Source organism: Brumicola pallidula DSM 14239 = ACAM 615 (genome assembly GCF_000428905.1).
Taxonomy (GTDB): domain Bacteria; phylum Pseudomonadota; class Gammaproteobacteria; order Enterobacterales; family Alteromonadaceae; genus Glaciecola; species Glaciecola pallidula.
This window is the reverse complement of record NZ_KE386814.1, coordinates 377875-398001: the sequence shown is the minus strand read 5'-3', so window position 1 is coordinate 398001 and position 20127 is coordinate 377875. Positions and strand designations below refer to the sequence as shown.

The following is a 20127-nucleotide window of genomic DNA, read 5'->3' as shown; positions in this document are numbered from 1 at the left end:
GCTGCCTTGAATAAAGCATTAGCTTAAGTGCTTTACTTGCACTTTTAATTACAATCCACACCGAAGAAAAGAGCGTGGTCGTAATATAAATTAATGTGGTTGATTTGTATGCGAGCTCGTTATGCTATTAGGTGATATTAGGTCTTATTAGGTCTTAGAGGCAATAACATGAACCATCGGTCTTCTCAGTCATCGCGCGTCGACTCTGCGCTTAAAACATCATTTATTGCTGATTCTCTTGCCATGCCGGTGCATTGGTACTATCAGCCCCTCGAAATAGAACGCGATTTTATTGGCGGCATTCAGCGGTTTGAGGCCGCGCCTGAATTCCATCCATCTTCAATTATGTCTTTGCATTCAAAACGCAAAGGCGGCCGGCAATCAAAAGAGGCCTCAACTTCCGGCTATTCGTCTAAAAATAACGCATCTCAAGATCATTCAACTCAAGTGGTAGGCGACATTATTTTACAGGACAAGGCGCAATTCTGGGACACTCCCAACGTACATTATCATCAAGGAATGCAGGCCGGCGAAAACACCCTAAACGCACACTGCACGAGGCTTTTAATGCGCACGCTGAGTCACACGCCTGAACATTACAATCGACAGGAGTTTGTTAGCGCCTACATTGACTTTATGACAGCGCAACCACCAAAGCACCCCGATACCTATGCGGAATCGTATCATCGCGGATTTTTTGCCAACTTAGCACTCGGTCGTAAACCAGAGAAGTGCGCGATGAAAACACATGATACAGCGTCTATTGGCGGCTTGGTGACAATAGCGCCATTGGTGTTTTCAGAACGACTTAAGGGGGGCAGTGAAGCAGATATACAAGTTGCATGTCGCCAGCATCTTGCATTAACGCATCCAGACGAATCCTTGATGCAGGTATGTGATCGCTACGTTCAACTACTCTGTGGCCTGATGCAAGGACCAGATGAGGCAGGTGTTAGAGCACTCTTGAGAGAAGCAAGTAAGAGCAATTCAGGACTCGATTTAGACAGTCTGCTCAAGCGCAACTTACCAGACCACCAAGTTGTCGGGCATTTGTTTTCACGCGCATGCTATATTTCGGACTCTTGGCCTGTTGTGCTTTACTTAGCTTATAAATATCAAGATGATCCTTGGCGGGCACTTCGGGTGAACACCAATCTAGGTGGCGACAACGTGCACAGAGGTATGGTGCTAGGAACGCTGTTGGGACTACAAACTGATTCTGTGGCCGCCAGCTGGTTTGAACAACTGGCTGACCACAAAGTAATTACTCAAGAGATTGACGCCCTGATTAGCGCGGCAAGCGCTCCCACACAGTAAGTTCAGACAAGGTATGCTGAAACTTATGCTGAGTTTCACGAATAACGAACGGCACTTTGCGCGGTTCACCCACTAGTTTGAAGTGGCTTGAAAGTTCATCTTTCAGGCCATCCAAAGTTGTGTAGTTCTCCCCGTCCTTCTTAAACCCGCCTATCCACTCTTCCTTCGGCGTATGCTCCTCTAGCCAAGTGTACGGCGATGCAATAATTAGTAAGCCGCCATCATTGATGCGCTGCGTAATATCTTTGAGAAAGCGCTTTGGCTGATATAGTCGGTCAATCAAATTGGCCGCTAAGACTAAATCATAACCCGTAAATTGCGGCTTGAGGTTACAAGCATCTCCTTGGTGAAAGGAAACTCGGTCTGCGTAAGCATCCAGACCCAAGTGTTTTAATGTGCGAGTATGGTAACTAACCAATTCGCCTTCTTCTGTTAGCGCATAACGAACCGCTCCTTGCTCCGCCATTTTAGCGCCTAAACGCGTAAAGTTAGCTGAGAAGTCGATACCGTCTACATGTTCAAACTGTCGGGCCAACTCAAAGCTTGCTCGACCACAGGCACAGCCTAGGTCCAACGCCCTACCCGTGGGTTTTCCTTTTCTTGCCTCGAGCGCAATATCGGCGAGTGCTTTCGGGAAATTTTCTACGCCATACCACTGCTCACCGAAGTGAAATTCTGCATACTCCGACAATAATCGATTGCTTTCGTAATACGCATTCGGATCGACAGGTTCGGCGTCGGAGGCAATATAACGAAACCCGGCGTGCTGGGGGAAATGCTGCCTAAACGCATACCGCGCAGAGAGTCTAGTTTCATTGCCACTAGATGCCCAAGAACCGCCTTTGATCAGGTTGTGCTTACCGTCAAAAGTAGGCGTGGTGAAATCATCATAAAGAGGGTGCACTTTGAACTTGTCAAATGGATATATTGGCGTTTCAGTCCACTGCCAAACATTGCCCACAACATCAAACCATTCGCCGTGTTGATAATGAGTGACGGGACAGCAAGAGGCGTAATGATCAATATGCAAATTAGCATTCGCCGACTCGTTGTTAATTTCTTCAACGCCTGCTTGTGCGCACAATCTATGCCACTCATCTTCCGTAGGCATACGAATAAGTCGTCCGGTTTGCTCGGCTTTCCACTCACAAAACGCCTTAGCTTCATGATAGTTAACTTCAGCAGGCCAGTCCCACGCCATGTCAATTTCTTCGGTCATCAGGCGTAGTCGCCAACCGTCGTGCCAACGCCAAAAATTGGGGTGCTTGGCCTCGGTAAACTGTCGCCATGAAAGACCATCTTCACTCCAGAATCGATTGTGTTCATAACCACCGGCTTCAACAAACTCTAGGAACTCTTGGTTACTCACTAAATACTGACTTGCTTTGAATTCAGCTACCTCAGCCTCATGTTGACCGTATTCGTTGTCCCAGCCGAAGTAGGCATCATCAAAATTTTTGCCTAAGCGAAGCAAGCCCGCAGGTACGGTAATTAACTTGTTTTTCGGCGCCTCACCGCTGTCTTTGCAAGCCGGCCATTGTGGCTGCTGGCGGACATTGGCAAGTGCGTGCTGACGGATCAGAACCGAGGATGTTTCAAGATGAATACGCTCGTGCTCAATACCCATGACCACTGGCCACCAAGGACTTTTCCAATTAATCGGCAAAGTAAGGTCTAAGGTATCAATCAAGTGCAATACTCTAGCTCGCACTTTGGCGCGATAGTCTCTTACCTCTACAACGCTTGGCCAGTCGTAATTCTCTTCGCCTAAGTCGTCCCAGCTCATTTCGTCAACGCCCACGGCAAACACTGACTCCATGTGAGGGTCAATTCGTTCAGATATCAGTTTTGCCAATAAAAACTTGTTGATAAAGAACGTAGCAGTATGCCCGAAATAGAAAATAAGTGGGTGGCGCAAGGGTGTAGACTTTTGGTAGAAAGCGGCGTCATCAGCCAAACAATCAAAAAGTTGAGTATAGGTATCAAATGTGTTGGTGAAATAAAGGGCTATTTCTTTGCGCTTGTCGTCTTCAGCGCCACTGCATAGCTCTGGTGTTCTGCGTAACGCTAGTGAACTACCAAACGTTGCGGTTCGTTTGGATAATTCTTGAGCGTTTTTTATAAGTAATGTCATCGTCGAACACGATCCTTTAGTTTTTAGTCTACACTACTACGGTCATTTACCGCATGACGGTTCAACCTTTTATTTTATATTGGCTATATTTGGCATAAAACCGTACAAGATAAAGGGAAACTTTTTTTCAACTTCCCGACAAACCTTACCATTTTTAATTTACCGTTGACCACCATTTAACTCAGGTTAATCTTTATTGTCGCCACACAGCTGTAAACAACTATTTTTGATTTCATTAAAAAAAGTAGCCTTGCATTAAGCACTGCTGCTCTTTACAAAAAATATAGTTTTCAACTATGTCAACGCCTTCTTGTACTACAATATTCGCTTTTCTTTTTATCATTTCACCATATGTTTTAATAAAATCTTGTCATTCTCATGCAGATCCCAAAAAAGCTCTTTGGACATTTCGACTGCATCAAAATTCATCACATTCATTAAATCAAAATTTGAACGCTCAGTTCCAAAGGCATCTAACCAAATACGTACCCTAGAACCTTTCCTTATTTCATCTAATCTGTCTTGAACTTCGATTATTGATTCCAGAGGGCTACTTTCTGCCAGCTACAGAACCAACGTATCACCACCAAATTCGGATAAAAGCATATTAACGTAATTTGTTTCTAAAAAATTAATACTCATATTAAGTGAAACCGCTGCCATTGTTTGCTTTATTATATTTTCCAGTATGCGACGATAAATTATATAAATTTCTCGACTGTCTAAGTCATTAAAACAACGCACCGGGCATTGCTATATCAAATCTTCCATAACGAGGCATAACAGCTCATATATAATGTGCTTACTCGACAGACAGTCGGTAATTAACTTGACTCTAGGGTAAATATTATATTGTCTACCATCGTGTTTGATAGATATTGAAGGAATTTTTATTATCCAAAGATTGCTCCACTCTTATTCGCCATCTGATATCCTTTTCCATGGACTTTAATTCTTTCCAAATTGCATTGGTTTCTCAGTAAAGTCCTTAATTCAGATATTGCAACAGTCACATATGCAGAAAGATGCCACGTTGTGTTTGGAGAAATTACCAGCCGTATGCAATTTATCCATTCCCTCTTTGCAACGCCGGTTAAAACAGTTACGTGAGCTAAATATAATTGATAAGGAAATAGCGGTATTAAATCCTAATCCACTAGGTCATAAAATGTCATTTGTCATTTGTCATTTTAGTTGAACTAGAGCGCCAAAGTGTGAGGAAATTAGACGCGTTTCGGCTTATGGTGTTTAAAGAAGAGAGAGTTCAGCAGTGTTATTTTGTAACAGGAGACGGGGATTTCACATTGATTTGTACTGCACGTGATATGGAAGACTTTGAAGATTTAAGATATACGCTATTCACTAATGATCCAAACGTGAGGCGATTTCGCACGTCAGTTGTCACGGAAAGAACAAAGGTGAGCCTAGAAGTTCCCAACTAGCGTTATTTTTCTTTCTAAGTAATTTTACAAGAAAGCCTCCAACTGTAATTTTTAGACGAGTGCGCATTTCGGTGAAAACAGTCAGTCATTTCGGTTTTATCTGAAACATGCAGACGAGAATACGAAGCTTACAAGATGGGTATTTGTGCAATTTTTTGGGCTAATGCTTACTCTCAAAATACGCAAGATGACAATAAGCCAAAGAAAGCAAAACTTGAGATAAAAGGTCTAAATGCGTGAGATTTTTATGAGCAAGCGGCTGAGCATTTACACAAATTGGCAAACGTTCCTGATCCTATATTATTATCGACACAAGCTAGAGCCCTCGCACTGGATAACTTCGACTTGTTCAATTGGGATTTTTGTGAGTCTGTTTTTAAAGAGAGTACAGAGACAGCCAAAATGCTAATACTATTAAGAAATGCGAAATTTGATGTTTTTTCCGGGGTTAGAGAGTTTAATTAACGTAAGCGTATCGTAAAGACATATAGTCACTATTCACATTCTGTGGCAAAAGCAGCTCGAAATAGGGCTGACGGTGAAAGTCTCACTAAAAGTGCATCGAACTGAAAATATGAATGGCGAGTAAATCGATTAGGTATTGGTAATAAAAAACCCACCGCAGTGGGCTTTGACCTTTGGCGTTTTGTCTAGGCCTTCTTGCGCCTTGACCATCCGAGTCGCGCAAGTCCAATACCAAATATGGCAAGAGTGGCGGGAGCAGAAGCAGGCATAGGATTCGGCATAGAACGTGCAATACTCAGACCGTCGAGCCAAAAATTCTCATAGCTACCGGTAACATTACGAATGGCATCACCATGAACAAACTTGAATGAACTAATCTCAACTGTCGAAATAAAGCCAATGAATGGCGCTATGGCGTCGTCAGAACTTAAGTCTGAGGGAGAAGTCAGGCCAAGTATGTCGCTTAATAGGAATCCAAAACCATCTATTATAATAGCAATTTCATGAAGATTTACCATAGGATCGGATGACTCATTAGCGGTCAGATTCAAAAGCGCAAATCCGTAGAATACAGTCGATTTGATATTAATCTCTAGACCTTGGCCTGATGAAATCGAAGATGAGTCGACCTCAAACTCCAATTGTCCTGACCCGGTCAGTCCAGTTGGGCCGGTATCATTTGTGCCGCCAATTAAGTCCAACGTTAAATTAGTTCCAATAATGTTGTCGCTTGTGTTTTCGTCAAAGCTCGAAGACGCACCGTCGAAAGTTTCTGTCGTAACTGCCGCACCACTGAGCGCCGCCAGCCAGCTCGATTGACTCGTGTACGTTATCACCGTCGCTGAAGCCTGGCCTGCAAACACCAATGCTGCTAACATAAACGCTAATTTACTAATTCTTATCATCTAATTATCTCGATTTAAGTTGTTAAAAATACATACCATTCTTCGAATCTCTTCGTTTGGTTCCTATCACTTATCCTAAAGCTAATGTTTCGCTCGAAAGAATCTTGCTAAAACTCGTTAGACGAAGATAAATTATTTACCTTGCATAACTAGAAACAAACGTTATTAAACATTAAGCACATTTTGCGCCAGACTGGCAAGCCGAGGCTGGGTAAGATATCTGAAAAAACGCAAATCCTGTTATACCTGTAAGTGTAAAAAAACCTGACATATTTATTGTAGACAAAAGTTGCAGTGGCTGAGCATTGTCAACTTATCGAATATGCGTGATAAAAACTGGTTCTCAGTCACTTAAACCAAATTCTGGACGCAACTCACCCTAGTCCATTCATTAAATGCTCGTTCTCGGAGCATTCTATAATTCTTTGCCTTCATTAGATGGCGGCCAAGCCTGAAGAGTTTATTGACAACCCCTTGACACGATAGAAACCGTTGAGCTCGGCCTTGTGATGTAAATCGCCGCATTTGGCGTTCTTGTTGTCTAGTCGGCTGATGAGACAATTCACAGCGGTTGTTTTCGTATTGTTCGGTTGAATACTCAACGCTGGGCATGATTTCTCTTTTCGCAGCCGAATAACTTCGCATTTTATCGGTGACCATTTTTAATGGCGCTGCCTACTGGTCCTTCAATAATTTTTTGAAGAACTTCATGGCTGCCTTTTTTTTACGACGTTTTTGAACGATAATATCTAGCTCATCGCCATCTTGATCGACGGCACGTCAAAGGTAATGCAAAACACCATTTATGTTAATAAATACCTCATCCAAGTACCACATATCACCCAGTTGACCGCGCTTTTTCCTAATTCGGCTACAATATTAGTTACCAAACTTAAGGCACCAATTTCTCACCGTTTCGTAACTTACAATGATCCCTCTGGCAGCCAATAACTCTTCAATATCTTTGAAGCTAAGTGTAAATCGATGGTAAAGCCAAACTGCGTGACTAATGACCTGAGATGGGTAGCGATAACTCGCGTACACTTTAGTATTTTTCATATCCGAATTATCTGACAGTTACTGGGGTCTGCGATAACTTGACACTACCTGCTATATACATAATAGACTTGAACTAAGAAAATCGGTAAAAACGAGCGTCAGTATTTTTTACAGATAATGCTCGTCTGGACGCATTAAGATTAAGTTCATATTTTCCTTATCAAAATTCTGATAACGAGAACCCTGCAGCATGGTCATATTTTAGGCCATTGCGATTGTGTTGCTATTGGCTTTTGTATCTGCGTCTTTTGCCTCTACAGCTCTTTCTCTCTGATATTTTAAACGTTTTGGGTGTTTAAATTGTGAAGCTAAATAAATACGGCACAGCAGTACTAAAGTTTCATTAAAGCAGGCTTGAAGTGTGCCTGAATATAGCTATTTATTCTGATTATTTAGATTCAGCCCTCTTAAGTTCAGGTGTCTAGATTTTATACAACTTTAGCGAGTGTTTTATTGCCACAACCGTATCTTATTGTAAATAATAGGAAAATAATTATGGACTGTTATTTGCATAAAGTTAGTAGGTGATTAATTAATACTCACTTGGCGATTGATTTGCGGTCAATTCATATGGTGGTTTAGGCGTAAAATTTACGCATTAGTGATTAAGGAATAAATATGAACAGAATTATTAAAACATTACTCGCTGTTACAGCTCTTGTATTAGCGGGCACAGCGTCTGCAACTTTGATTGTATCTGGAGCAGGCAACGGCGTATGTACAACCAATCAATATACGAGTACCTGTACTTTAGTAAACATTACTCCTCATAGTGCGTGGCAAACCAATAATCCTTTTGGTAATGGTGCAGTTTGGGTTTCGTCGCTTGATTCAGGTATTGGTGGCATAACAATTCCTAGTTCAAACACGACACCATATATGACTATCACTGAAATGTTCTGGGGTAATGCCTTTAGTTTAGATATTTGGGCGGATGATACTGCATCAGTTTATGTTGATGGCCTGCTAGTTATAAGTGAAAATTTATCTCAGGGCACTTGCGCTATTGGTTCTATTGGTTGTGAACCAAATGAGAATGGTTCAGTAAGCGGTAGTTGGGGTGTCAATGCTTGGCACACTGTGCGAATTGATGTTTACCAGACCGGTGGAAGTGTTGCAGGTGCATTATATTCAGGCTCTTACAACGTTCCAGTTTCTGGTTCATTAGCTTTGCTAGGTTTAGGGCTTGTTGGATTAATGATTAGTCGTAAAAAGAAAGCTTAAGTAATAATCCTTTAAGATACGAAGGTTTAAGATACTTAATAAAGCCCGCGCAACGCGGGCTTTATTATTTGATATCTGCACGCAGCCGCAAAGCGACTCTATCCTCAAATGCCTTAATCTGCGCATTTAGTAAGGCTAGGGGTTGCGCATATTTAAGGCTATCTAACTGTTGCATCAATGCTAAGGCAGCGTAGGCACATCTCTACGAACCTGCGACACACGCTTTTTATGCCTTTGCCATTATCCTTTCTGAAGTCAGCAATTGTTTTAAAGTCTGGCATAAGTCGACATAGCAATCACATCAACTCAACGTTGCGATGACATTTAATAATCAAACAACTTTCAGTAGAAAACAAACTATGCGGTATCAATGCAAATCATATTTTAATATATCGTATCTTGTTCCGTCCATCTCACTAATAAAGTTAGATAAGCCAATCGAAGTTCATGGCAGCAATACAAAAAGGCCTTTCGGCCCTTTTTGTAATTTCGTCTTTCACAGATACCCATTATAGATTGGGAATCCCAAGCTATAACAATCATTGCCATTATTCAGCAAAATCCCGATAACTATCTAAATCCGGGCAAGAACAAATTAAATTCCTGTCGCCATAAACGTCATCAATACGATTCACTGTTGGCCAAAATTTATCCTTGGCAACCGCATCAACTGGATAAGCGGCTACTTTACGATCGTAGCTTCTGGTCCAGTTATTATCGCAAATATCGGCCAATGTGTGCGGTGCGTTATGCAATGGGTTATCTGTTGCATCCCATTCACCTGACTCTACTTTGGCTATTTCATGACGAATGCAAACCATTGCTTCAATGAATCTATCTAGCTCAGCTTTGGCTTCAGACTCAGTTGGCTCAATCATCAGCGTACCGGCTACTGGAAAGCTCATAGTTGGCGCGTGAAAACCATAGTCATTTAAGCGCTTGGCAACATCCATTTCAGTCACACCGGAGGCTTCTTTTAACGGACGTAAGTCAATAATACATTCGTGGGCTACACGACCATTATTGCCTTTGTAAAGAATCGGGTAATGGCCTTCAAGCTTCTGGGCAATGTAATTAGCGTTCAATATGGCAACTTCAGTGGCTTTCTTCAAGCCTTCGCTACCCATCATTTTGATGTACATATAACTAATAGGAAGAATTGATGCACTGCCCCATGGCGCAGCTGAAATAGCGCCATTGGTGCCTAAATCTTCACCGGTACCACCTGCTTCCAAACCAATTAAAGTATGGCTAGGTAAAAATGGTGCTAAGTGCGCCTTAACGCCAATAGGACCCATACCCGGACCGCCACCACCATGTGGAATGCAGAAAGTTTTGTGCAAGTTTAAGTGCGACACATCAGAACCAATCAAGCCAGGCGAAGTCACGCCCACTTGGGCGTTCATGTTTGCGCCATCCATATAAACCTGCCCACCAAATTCATGCACTATGTCACAAATTTCTTTGACGGTTTCTTCATACACACCGTGAGTTGACGGGTATGTGATCATCGCACAGCTTAAGTTATCTTTTACTTCTTCAGCTTTAGCACGAAGGTCAGCTAAGTCAACGTTGCCCTTCGCATCGCAGTTAACAACAACCACTTTTAAGCTCAACATTTGTGCTGAAGCAGGGTTAGTTCCATGTGCTGATTGCGGAATTAAGCACACGTTTCTGTGACTATTACCCAAACTCGCATGATAACGAGTAATGGCTAGCAAACCCGCATATTCGCCTTGTGCGCCAGAGTTTGGCTGCATGGATAATGAATCGTAACCAGTGATGTTAATTAACCAATCGCTGAGTTCGTCAATCATGTGCTTGTAACCAAGTGCTTGATTCAACGGGGCAAATGGATGTAGTTGACCAAATTCAGGCCACGTTACCGGGATCATTTCGGCAACAGCATTCAGCTTCATTGTGCAAGAACCCAATGAAATCATACTGTGGTTTAAGGCTAAATCTTTATTTTCGAGCGACTTTATATAGCGCAACATTTCAGTTTCTGAATGGTAGCTATTAAATACTTTATGCGTTAAGAATGCACTGGTGCGCACTAATTCTTGCGGAATAGACGTTGACCCGTTCGCCATAATATCTGTATCGAGCGCTTCAACACTCAGTCCATGGCCTTCGCCAATAAGTACGTCAAACAAATCTAGAATATCTTGGCGCGTCGAGGTTTCATCAAAGCTAATACCCACGGTGCCTTCAAGATCAGCGCGCAAGTTCATGCCTTTAGCCAATGCTTTTTGTAAGGTTTCGGCTTTATTTGCTACTTTCACTGTTAGTGTGTCAAACCAAGTATCATGTGCTAGTTCAACACCTTTACTAACCAAGCCTGCACCTAAGATATCAGCAAAGCGGTGAATCCGATTAGCGATAGTCGTTATGCCTACGGGACCGTGATACACAGCATAGAACGAGGCCATATTCGCCAGCAATACCTGAGCTGTGCAAATGTTTGAATTGGCTTTTTCGCGGCGAATATGTTGCTCACGTGTTTGCAATGCCATGCGCAATGCAGGGCGACCGCGTGTGTCTTTTGACACGCCAATGATACGACCTGGCAAGGAGCGCTTATATTCGTCTCTGGTGGCGAAGAAGGCAGCATGTGGGCCGCCGTAACCCATTGGGACACCAAAGCGTTGTGCGCTTCCTAGCACGACATCAGCGCCAAGTTCACCCGGAGGCGTCAACATGGTTAACGCCATTAGGTCTGAAGCAACAGCAACAATGCCTTTATTTGCTTGCACATCAGTAATTATTTGCTGAATATTTTTAATTTCGCCGGTTGAGCTTGGGTATTGTAACAACGCACCAAACACATCGTGACTTGCAGCGTCGAGTGCATCACCAACAATGACTTCAAAACCAAACATTTCTGCGCGTGTTCTTACTACATCTAGTGTTTGAGGATGAACACCTTGTGAAACGAAAAAGCTGTTGGACTTTTTGTTTTTAGAAACGCGTTTAGCCAACCCCATTGCTTCGGCTGCAGCCGTTGCTTCATCTAACAATGAAGCGGATGCTAATGGCAACCCTGTGAGGTCAATCGTCACTTGCTGGAAGTTAAGAATGGCTTGTAATCGACCTTGTGCAATTTCTGGCTGATAAGGCGTGTATGCGGTATACCAGCCTGGGTTCTCCAGTACATTTCGCAAAATAACGTTAGGTGTAAATGTATTACTGTAACCCATACCAATGAAGGAACGATTAATCACGTTCTTTTTTGAAACCGCTTTCAATTCAGCGAGTGCATTCACTTCGGTTTGCGCCTCGCCTACGGTAAGCGGCTCTGGCAAACGAATACCGACAGGCACAGTTTGCTGCATTAAATCGTCTAATGAATCAGCGCCAACAAACGACAGCATTTCTTCCATTTCACCCTTGCCTGGACCGATGTGACGGCGGATAAAATCGTTCGGTTGTTCTAAATCCAACAACGAAGCAGGTGTATTTGAGTTATTCATATACTAGCGACCTAAAAACAAAATTTAAAAATAAGAATGCCGAACTTCGCACTAAAAGCGGAAGCTCAGATTGAGCGATATTAACTAATACTATTTCAAGTGAGGCTAAAGTAGACTCACTTCAAAACTAGCGTGAAGTAACTATTATTCGTCGGCGATTGACGTACCGTATGATTCTGCGTCCATCAAACCTTCGACTTCAGTAGGATCATCCGCTTTTATTTTAAACATCCAGCCTTCACCAAATGAATCCGAGTTAACCAACTCTGGTGAATTTTCTAACTGACTGTTTATTTCAATAACTTCGCCGGTAATAGGAGCGTAGATATCAGACGCTGCTTTTACTGATTCAGCAACAGCGCAGTCATCACCCGTTGTAACGGCATCGCCTACATCGGGCAAATCAACAAACACCATATCACCAAGCAAGTCTTGTGCATGCTCAGTAATGCCGACGGTAAATACGCCGTCACCGTCTGATCGAACCCACTCATGAGTACTGGCATAACGTAATTCTGTTGGTATATTGCTCATAATGTTTCCTAACTGTTGTTGAATAATTAATAATAAGTATTTTTGTTGCGAGTCTTTTTCAGACCTATTTCTAAATCTTGGTGATGCCTATAACACGCTTTTTCCGTTACGAACAAAGCTAGGCTTCACCACGCTCACTGTGACTAACTTTTTGCGCATTTCTACTTCAACTGTACTACCAATTTCAGTTCCTGCAGGCACTCTTGCCATCGCAATACTGTAACCTAATGTGGGTGAAAATGTGCCTGATGTTATAACGCCCTCGCCCGTTGTTGCGATCACTTTTAGACCCGCACGCAGTACGCCTTTATCAGTCATTACGAGGCCCACTAATTTTTCATGACCCGCCGCTTTCTGTACTTCTAAGGCTTTACGGCCCATAAAATCGCGTTCAGTTGGCTCCCACGTTATTGTCCAAGCCATGTTGGCAGCTAATGGAGAAATCGTTTCGTTCATATCTTGACCATACAAATTCATACCCGCTTCTAAACGAAGTGTATCACGAGCGCCCAAACCACATGGCACAACACCCGCTGCTAATAATTGGTCCCAAAATTCCTCTGCACGGCCAACCGGCACCATAATTTCATATCCGGCTTCGCCAGTGTAACCGGTGGTGGCAATAAACAAATCTTCCGCCTGCACACCAAAGAAGGGCTTCATCCCCTCAACGGCTTCTTTTTGAGCTGCAGAAAATAAGCTCTGCGCCTTTGCTTGCGCACTCGGGCCTTGCACCGCAATCATGGCAAATTCATCACGTTCAGTAATGGAAACATCGAAACCTTCAGCGACCTTGTTCAACCAATTCAAGTCTTTTTCTTTAGTAGCAGAGTTAACCACTAAACGGTAATTAGTCGACTCAAAATGATATACGATAAGGTCATCAACAACGCCGCCCTCTTCATTCAGCATACCGCTATACAAGGCTTTGCCTTTAAGTTGGAGCTTTTCAACATCGTTGGCCAGCAAATAACGTAAATAGTCCTTCGCCTGAACACCAATAACATCGACGATCGTCATGTGAGATACATCAAACATACCAGCGTCTTGACGCACGGCATGATGCTCTTCAATTTGTGAACCGTAGTTGATTGGCATATTCCAACCAAAGAAATCGACCATCTTCGCGCCAGCTTTGATGTGCGCGCCATGAAGAGCTGTAGTATTCATTTGCAGTATCTCATTATAAAATTTCGTAATCTCAGTATAGAAATCGCAATGCAGAAGATCCAATTAAAAGTCCTAATGAATACATTTACTTTTTAAATGTATTAGTTAGAATGCATTTAAACTCCTGATAATACCTACACTTTACGAATGAAAGAGATTATATGGGATCCGACAAACAACAACACACGCGATGCTAGGTAAAACATAAATAACGAGAAGCACATGCAATTCGGCAAACAACAATACACGCGATGCTAAATAAAACATAAATAACAAGAAGCACATGCGATCTCTTTTACTGCTAAAAAGTGTCAATCGGCAGGACGCCGATTGCCAAGCGCCACATGGATGTGCTCGCAGCGACTTTTTAGCAGTAAAAGTGATTGCATGGGATCCGGCAAACAACAATACACGCGATGCTAAATAAAACATAAATAACAAGAAGCACATGCGATCTCTTTTACTGCTAAAAAGTGTCAATCGGCAGGACGCCGATTGCCAAGCGCCACATGGATGTGCTCGCAGCGACTTTTTAGCAGTAAAAGAGATTGCATGGGATTCGGCAAACAACAATACACGCGATGCTAAAGAGACATTGAATAAAGAGACATTGAATAAAGAGGCATTGAATAAAGAGAGGCACATGAAACAGCTATCATTAGACAACTTACGCACCTTTGTCGGCATTATAGAACTGGGTGGTTACAGCAAAGCTGGTGAACTGCTTGGCCGCTCGCAACCTGCCATCAGTTTGCAAATAAAGAAGCTCGAAAACCAGCTTGGCAAAAAACTCTTCGACAAGGTTGGTCAGCGCCATCAAGCCAATGCAGATGGTCAATGGCTATATGAGCAAGCCAAACAAATGCTCGCTATCAATGATGATATTTTTCGGCGCTTAGAAGACGGACAACTTAGAGGGCGATTAAGACTCGGTATTCCCGGCGAATTCGCAACACGGCTATTGCCCAGTATTGTCGGTGAGTTTAGTGTACGCTACCCTGATGTTTCCCTTGATGTTACCTCCGCACTTAGCCGACAACTACTGAATGCTAATAATAGAAAAGACTTTGACCTCATTCTAGCGCTAGTTAATCCTGAGGACCCTATTGAAGGCGAACTGCTTATAGAAGATGACTTAGTTTGGGTCGGTGATGCCAAACAACCGCTGAATTCAAGCAATTTGTCTTTAGTATTAGCGCCCGATGGCTGTGTGTATCGCTCTCGAGTTATTCAACAACTAAAGCAGCAAACGAATGCTTGGAAGATTAGCTACACTAATGCCGATTTGTACGGTTTAATTGCAGCCATTAAACAAGGATTAGGAGTCACCGTGCTGGCTAAAAGTAGCGTGCCACCAGAGCTAGACATTCTTAAGAATAAACGCCTGCCTGCCTTGGGGAAAATAAAGATTTGCTTATTCAACCAAGACACCCAACACCCGCAAGTCAGCAAAACATTATCGGACTACATTCGATCAAGAATTACCTGAAAATTGTATTTTTTAGCGGCTTGCTCAATAAGTTCGAGTAATTCAGGGTGGGAAATTTGATAGTCACTGGGGTACAAGCTCATTGGGCTTGGCAACTTGGACTCCTGCGCGTCTAGCACAAAATCATAAACCACGTATTTTGAGCGTCCTACTTTTTTAGACAAGTCGACAATATTCACTTCACGAATAAATGACCATTTTACTCGCACATTTTTATGCTTATTTACCCATGCAATAAAATCAGAATTGATACTTAATATACTGCGTTTAGCGCGCACATGGCAGGTCCATAAATAGACAGAGAACACCGACAAAACAGATGCTGCGATAAGCAGGAAAATAAATTCATAAGGCTTAACTGCTGGTTCGTTGATTAAAAATAGCAGGACAATTAAACACAAGGTAGCAACCGTGTTGATACTCGCTTTTAATAAAATGTGCCGGCCATTAAAAGGCACATTAACGTTAACTTGGGCCAGTGTGCTAGTCATCTCGTCATCTCTAATTTTTAATCACGCCTGTTAAACGCATTTGTTAACGTACGCTTGTAAAGTCGGCGCAGTCTACATTTGCAATTCACGTAATGACACCGTTTGTTGATTTAGCACTGCGCCATTGCGGTCTCTGGCAGTTAATACGATGTTGGAGTTTAATGTATTATCAGCCCAATTGATCACGACCTCACCAAAGTTAGTGTCTCTTACGACAGCACCCTGTCTAAATGTATTGTCTTCATTCACTTCAGACAACGTTCTGGTGATGTCACTCGAGGTAAAATCCCACATTGGGTAAGGTACTTTATGACCCAATTGACCTTCATCTTTTGAAATTTCCATCAAGTGACGGTCACCGCTAATGAATACAACGCCGTTAGCTTGCTTCTCAGCTATTAGTTGATACATACGATCACGTTCATGCGGAAACAGTCCCCAGCCTTCCCAAGAATGCTCATAGGCAACAATTTGAATACTGGTAACAATAAGGCGAAAATCCGCAGGTTTTTCTAACTGTTGGGATAGCCACAACCATTGCTTATCACCGAGTATGGTTGCCGATTTGTCGGCGGTAGGTAAATAAGGACCCTTGTTTTCAGGCCTGCCATTGGGATCTTTAATGATGGCGTCACGATGATAGCGCGTGTCTAAGACAATAACCTGAACTTGACGGCCATCATCGTTGAACATTCTTGAGTGATAAATACCCTCTTGCTGTCGAATAGGGTCGTCTTTTGAAAATTCAAAAAAGTCGAGAAAGGCCTGTTGGCTTTCCTTTTTCATCGCAAATTCTTTACCACCATCGTTTACGCCATAATCGTGATCATCCCAAGTACCTAACATCACAGGCACCTGCTTTCTGAATGCGGCAAACTCAGGGATCGCATTCGCTTGTGCATAGGCTTCATCAAACCTTGCTCTCGTGGTAACAGGCTGCATGCTGCGTTTGCCATTGACTTCGTACACGTCAGCATAAACGTTATCGCCAATGTACAAAAACACGTCTGGGTCTACTTTAGCTATTTCAGTCCAAATAGGCTGGGGTTGATTTTCGCGAGCACATGAAGCAAAAGCAAGCGTGAAAACACCATCGTCTGGTATAGCAACATTGGATGGTTTATGCGCACAGCCAGTGAATGCAAATATACAAAGCACGCTGAGAGTAATAAAAAGAAATCTATTTTTGATGAACATCTTGTCGTTCCTGATCAATGGTAATGTGGAGTTAAAATACAGAATAATGCTTTTATTTAAACTACAAATATGAAGTAAGATTTGAATATAACACCTTATGATTTAGAGAATAGTGGCCTCTTTGACTTTACATTGCATCAATTAAAATTCAGACACCATTTGAGGTAAAACTAACAACGCTTGATGGCTAATGATACAAAACAAGAAAAACTGCGGCTTGTTATGTCCATTCGGTAGTGTCATCGTATACTGTAAAAAAATAAAACGGAAGGGAATCATGTTAACTAAAATCATCTCGTTATTTACCCAAAAATGTATAGCCACTAGCGCACTCGCTATTACCTTGAGTTTGGTCTCAGGAATGGTAGTTTCAGCGCCTGGTGCGTCGGCGCCGGACAAGCAAGGTAGCGAAGGCGATGGGCCGTATAATCGATTAATTTTACGTGCAGTAACTATCATCAATGGAGAAGGAGCGCCTGCTCGTGGTCCAGTTGATGTTGTGATTGAAAAAAATCGCATCACCAATATTGTTGACGTCGGTCACCCAGATGTTCCTATTAAGTCAAATAATCGACCGCAACTGCGCGATGGCGACAAAGAAATGGTGTTGCCCGGTTATTTTGTATTCCCTGGTTTTATTGATATGCACGGTCATATTGGTGGTTCAGCCGAAGATATACCTGCCGAATATGTTTTTAAACTTTGGTTAGGACATGGCATTACAACGGTGCGTGAACCCGGCAGTTTCAATGGCCTAGATTGGGTCCTTGACCATGTTGAGCGCAGTGCAAAAAACACCATCGTTGCACCTCGAATTATTCCTTATTTAGGTTTCGGAATGGGCAGTGAAAAACCGATTTCTACAGCGAAACAAGCGCGTGACTGGGTTAAGAACGCAGCCAAGCAAGGCGCCAAAGGAGTTAAGTTTTTTGGCGCAACGCCAAAGGTCATGGAAGCGGCGCTAGATGAAGCCAGAATGCAGAACCTTGGTACCATGATGCACCACGCTCAACTTAATGTCATGAGCATGAATGCATTAGATTCAGCAAGGCTTGGCTTAACTACCATGGAACATTGGTATGGCTTGCCTGAAGCACTTTTTGAAGATCAGGTTATCCAAAACTATCCGGCAACTTATAATTATAATAATGAACAAGACCGATTTTCAGAAGCCGGTAAGTTGTGGAAACAAGCTGCTCCATTTGGTTCTGAAAAATGGAACGACGTTCGCGATGAGCTCATTGAACTTGATTTTACCATTAATCCTACCATGACAATTTATCAGGCCAGCCGCGATTTAATGCGCGAACGCAACGCCGACTGGCATGACGAATATACATTGCCAACATTATGGGAGTTTTTCAAACCCAGTCGTTATGCACATGGTTCATATTGGTTCGATTGGACTACTGATGAAGAAATTTCATGGAAGGAAAATTTCAGATTATGGATGCAGTTTTTAAACGACTATAAAAACCATGGCGGAAGAGTAACCACGGGATCTGACTCCGGTTATATTTATAAAATTTATGGCTTCGGCTATATCAGCGAATTAGAATTATTGCGCGAAGCAGGCTTCAATCCTTATGAAGTGATTCAAGCGGCGACCTTAAACGGCGCACAAGCTCTAGGCATGGACGATGAGATTGGCTCACTTAGTATTGGCAAATTAGCCGACATGGTGATTATTAAAGAAAATCCATTACGCAATTTTAAAGTATTGTATGGCACAGGCCACTATCAGCTTGATGAAAACAACCAACCGACACGCAAAGGTGGTGTTGATTACACCATAAAAGACGGCATTGTGTATGACGCAAAAGTACTATTAAGTGACGTAAGAAAAATGGTTGAAAAAGCTAAAAAAGAAGCCATGAAAGAAGAACATATTAAAGAAGAGCACACAGAAAAATAAATAACGACCAATTTGCACTTTTGCTTGCTGCCACGGCTTTGTCAAGACGCGGCATATTGAGCATTACCGACTTCAATTCACTAGTGTGATGTGTTGTTTAGTTTAGCTAAATCAGGCATTTTTCCTGCATTACCCATTGCTTGTTGAATAAAAAACTTTTTGATTGGGGGTATTGCATTGGCTGCTTTTAGGCCCACATTTCTGGCCAGTCTTGCTGCGGGGTCTCTGCCGCTAAAGAGTCGTTTGAAGCCTTCCATCGTTGCCACTACTTTCGCCGCTTCGGCTTTTCTCCAACGCTCATATGAACGCAAGGCTTTTTTAGTATGAAATGGTTTACCTGCTAGTTTTAACGCACTCAGTTCTTGCGCTAAGGCAGCCACATCCAACAAGCCTAAATTAGCTCCCTGCCCCGCCAGGGGATGAATTGTATGCGCTGCGTCACCAACTAACACGATACCATCGTCGACCCATTGCTGAGAGTACTGCATTTTTAAAGGGTAGTTAGAACGTTTACTCAACAGTTCACATTTGCCGAGTTGATTGTCGAGCGCCACCTGCAGCGATTTACAAAATTCTGCATCCGATAATGCCAACAAACGCTCGGCTTCTTGAGTGTCTTGCGACCATACAATCGAGCACGCATTTGGCTTTGACAGCGGTAAAAAAGCCAAGGGGCCGGTTGGCGTAAATGCTTGTCTTGCGATGCGTTCATGGGGTAATTCAGTTTCAATATTAACCACGATTGCAACGTGATCATAATCCCAAAACGTAACTGCAAAACCGGCTGTTTTGCGCACAAATGAATTACCGCCATCCGCACCCACAATTAACTTAGCGGCAATTATGCTCCCATTTTCAAGATTAATTAATTGCTGGTCTTGGCTGCGATTAATCGCAGATATTTTTTGTGCACTGAATAATTGAATGTTTTCTATGCTTGAAACGGTCTCGAATAAGCCTTGAATAATGCAATTATTCTCAATGATATGACCCAAGTTGTCGACTTTATTTTCGTCAGCAGAAAAGGCAATATGACCAAAAGCCTGATCTTCCCAAACGTGCATATGGGTATAAGCTTGCATGCGCTGTATGTTTTGCCAAGCACCAACATTTTTTAGTATTTGTTCACTGACTTTGCTGATCGCGCTAACCCTTGGCGAAAACTCATCAGTGATATTTTGCGATATATCGTTAGCATCGATGATCGCCACACTAAAATTTTGTTGAGCTAGCGCCAAGGCAAGTGTTTGCCCAGCAATACCCGCTCCGACAATAGCTATGTCAACATTAACCAAACTCACCTAGCACTCTC

Annotated in this window: 14 protein-coding genes and 1 pseudogene; 6 read left to right on the top strand and 9 right to left on the bottom strand. The window is 42.6% G+C overall.

Features of this window, described 5'->3' with window-relative positions:
• Window positions 1-168: 168 nt before the first annotated feature.
• Window positions 169-1317, top strand: a complete 1149-nt coding sequence (locus tag G399_RS0112630) for an ADP-ribosylglycohydrolase family protein (RefSeq protein WP_006012949.1) — start codon at window positions 169-171, stop codon at window positions 1315-1317.
• On the opposite strand, the gene ovoA is transcribed toward G399_RS0112630, so the two are convergent.
• Complete coding sequence (gene ovoA, locus G399_RS0112625; RefSeq protein ID WP_006012946.1) at window positions 1289-3451, bottom strand: 5-histidylcysteine sulfoxide synthase; 2163 nt, start codon at window positions 3449-3451, stop codon at window positions 1289-1291. The two genes, G399_RS0112630 and ovoA, sit on opposite strands and share 29 nt — an antisense overlap.
• 1175 nt (window positions 3452-4626) lie before the next feature.
• Here ovoA and G399_RS22360 point away from each other — a divergent pair.
• Entirely contained in the window at window positions 4627-4893 is a 267-nt protein-coding gene (locus G399_RS22360; protein WP_081585824.1) for an Lrp/AsnC ligand binding domain-containing protein, read from the top strand.
• 650 nt (window positions 4894-5543) lie between these two features.
• On the opposite strand, the gene G399_RS0112600 is transcribed toward G399_RS22360, so the two are convergent.
• Both G399_RS0112600 and G399_RS23000 read right to left on the bottom strand, forming a co-directional pair.
• Window positions 5544-6263, bottom strand: a complete 720-nt coding sequence (locus G399_RS0112600) for a hypothetical protein (protein ID WP_006012941.1) — start codon at window positions 6261-6263, stop codon at window positions 5544-5546.
• Window positions 6264-6614: 351 nt separating this feature from the next.
• Window positions 6615-7322 (bottom strand): annotated as a pseudogene (locus G399_RS23000) (IS6 family transposase).
• 618 nt (window positions 7323-7940) lie between these two features.
• Here G399_RS23000 and G399_RS0112595 point away from each other — a divergent pair.
• On the top strand, window positions 7941-8546 hold the full coding sequence (locus G399_RS0112595; RefSeq protein WP_006012937.1) for a PEP-CTERM sorting domain-containing protein: 606 nt from the start codon (window positions 7941-7943) through the stop codon (window positions 8544-8546).
• 548 nt (window positions 8547-9094) lie between these two features.
• Here G399_RS0112595 and gcvP read toward each other — a convergent pair.
• The 3 genes from gcvP to gcvT all read right to left on the bottom strand — a co-directional run bounded on the left by gcvP (window position 9095) and on the right by gcvT (window position 13723).
• Window positions 9095-12019 (bottom strand): aminomethyl-transferring glycine dehydrogenase, encoded by a 2925-nt coding sequence (gene gcvP, locus G399_RS0112590; protein ID WP_006012933.1) that lies wholly within the window; start codon window positions 12017-12019, stop codon window positions 9095-9097.
• A gap of 144 nt (window positions 12020-12163) precedes the next feature.
• A complete protein-coding gene (gene gcvH, locus G399_RS0112585) occupies window positions 12164-12553 on the bottom strand; it encodes a glycine cleavage system protein GcvH (RefSeq protein ID WP_006012931.1) in 390 nt (129 codons plus the stop codon).
• Window positions 12554-12640: 87 nt separating this feature from the next.
• Window positions 12641-13723: a glycine cleavage system aminomethyltransferase GcvT gene (gene gcvT, locus G399_RS0112580; protein ID WP_006012930.1), complete on the bottom strand. Its 1083-nt coding sequence runs from the start codon at window positions 13721-13723 to the stop codon at window positions 12641-12643.
• A 283-nt stretch (window positions 13724-14006) separates the two neighbouring features.
• On the opposite strand from gcvT, the gene G399_RS22040 reads away from it, so the two are divergent.
• On the top strand, window positions 14007-14150 hold the full coding sequence (locus tag G399_RS22040) for a hypothetical protein (RefSeq protein ID WP_154658919.1): 144 nt from the start codon (window positions 14007-14009) through the stop codon (window positions 14148-14150).
• A gap of 216 nt (window positions 14151-14366) precedes the next feature.
• Window positions 14367-15212 carry a LysR family transcriptional regulator gene (locus tag G399_RS0112570; RefSeq protein ID WP_026843706.1) on the top strand — a complete coding sequence of 282 codons (846 nt, stop codon included), beginning with the start codon at window positions 14367-14369 and terminating at the stop codon, window positions 15210-15212.
• Here the strand turns inward: G399_RS0112570 and G399_RS0112565 are convergent.
• Together G399_RS0112565 and G399_RS0112560 are read right to left on the bottom strand one after the other, a co-directional pair.
• Window positions 15188-15703: a hypothetical protein gene (locus G399_RS0112565; RefSeq protein WP_006012736.1), complete on the bottom strand. Its 516-nt coding sequence runs from the start codon at window positions 15701-15703 to the stop codon at window positions 15188-15190. The two genes, G399_RS0112570 and G399_RS0112565, sit on opposite strands and share 25 nt — an antisense overlap.
• 72 nt (window positions 15704-15775) lie before the next feature.
• On the bottom strand, window positions 15776-16900 hold the full coding sequence (locus G399_RS0112560; protein ID WP_006012734.1) for an alkaline phosphatase D family protein: 1125 nt from the start codon (window positions 16898-16900) through the stop codon (window positions 15776-15778).
• A gap of 277 nt (window positions 16901-17177) precedes the next feature.
• On the opposite strand from G399_RS0112560, the gene G399_RS0112555 reads away from it, so the two are divergent.
• Complete coding sequence (locus G399_RS0112555) at window positions 17178-18815, top strand: amidohydrolase family protein (protein ID WP_006012729.1); 1638 nt, start codon at window positions 17178-17180, stop codon at window positions 18813-18815.
• 80 nt (window positions 18816-18895) lie between these two features.
• On the opposite strand, the gene G399_RS0112550 is transcribed toward G399_RS0112555, so the two are convergent.
• A complete protein-coding gene (locus G399_RS0112550) occupies window positions 18896-20116 on the bottom strand; it encodes an FAD-dependent oxidoreductase (protein WP_006012728.1) in 1221 nt (406 codons plus the stop codon).
• Between the last annotated feature and the right edge of the window lie 11 nt (window positions 20117-20127).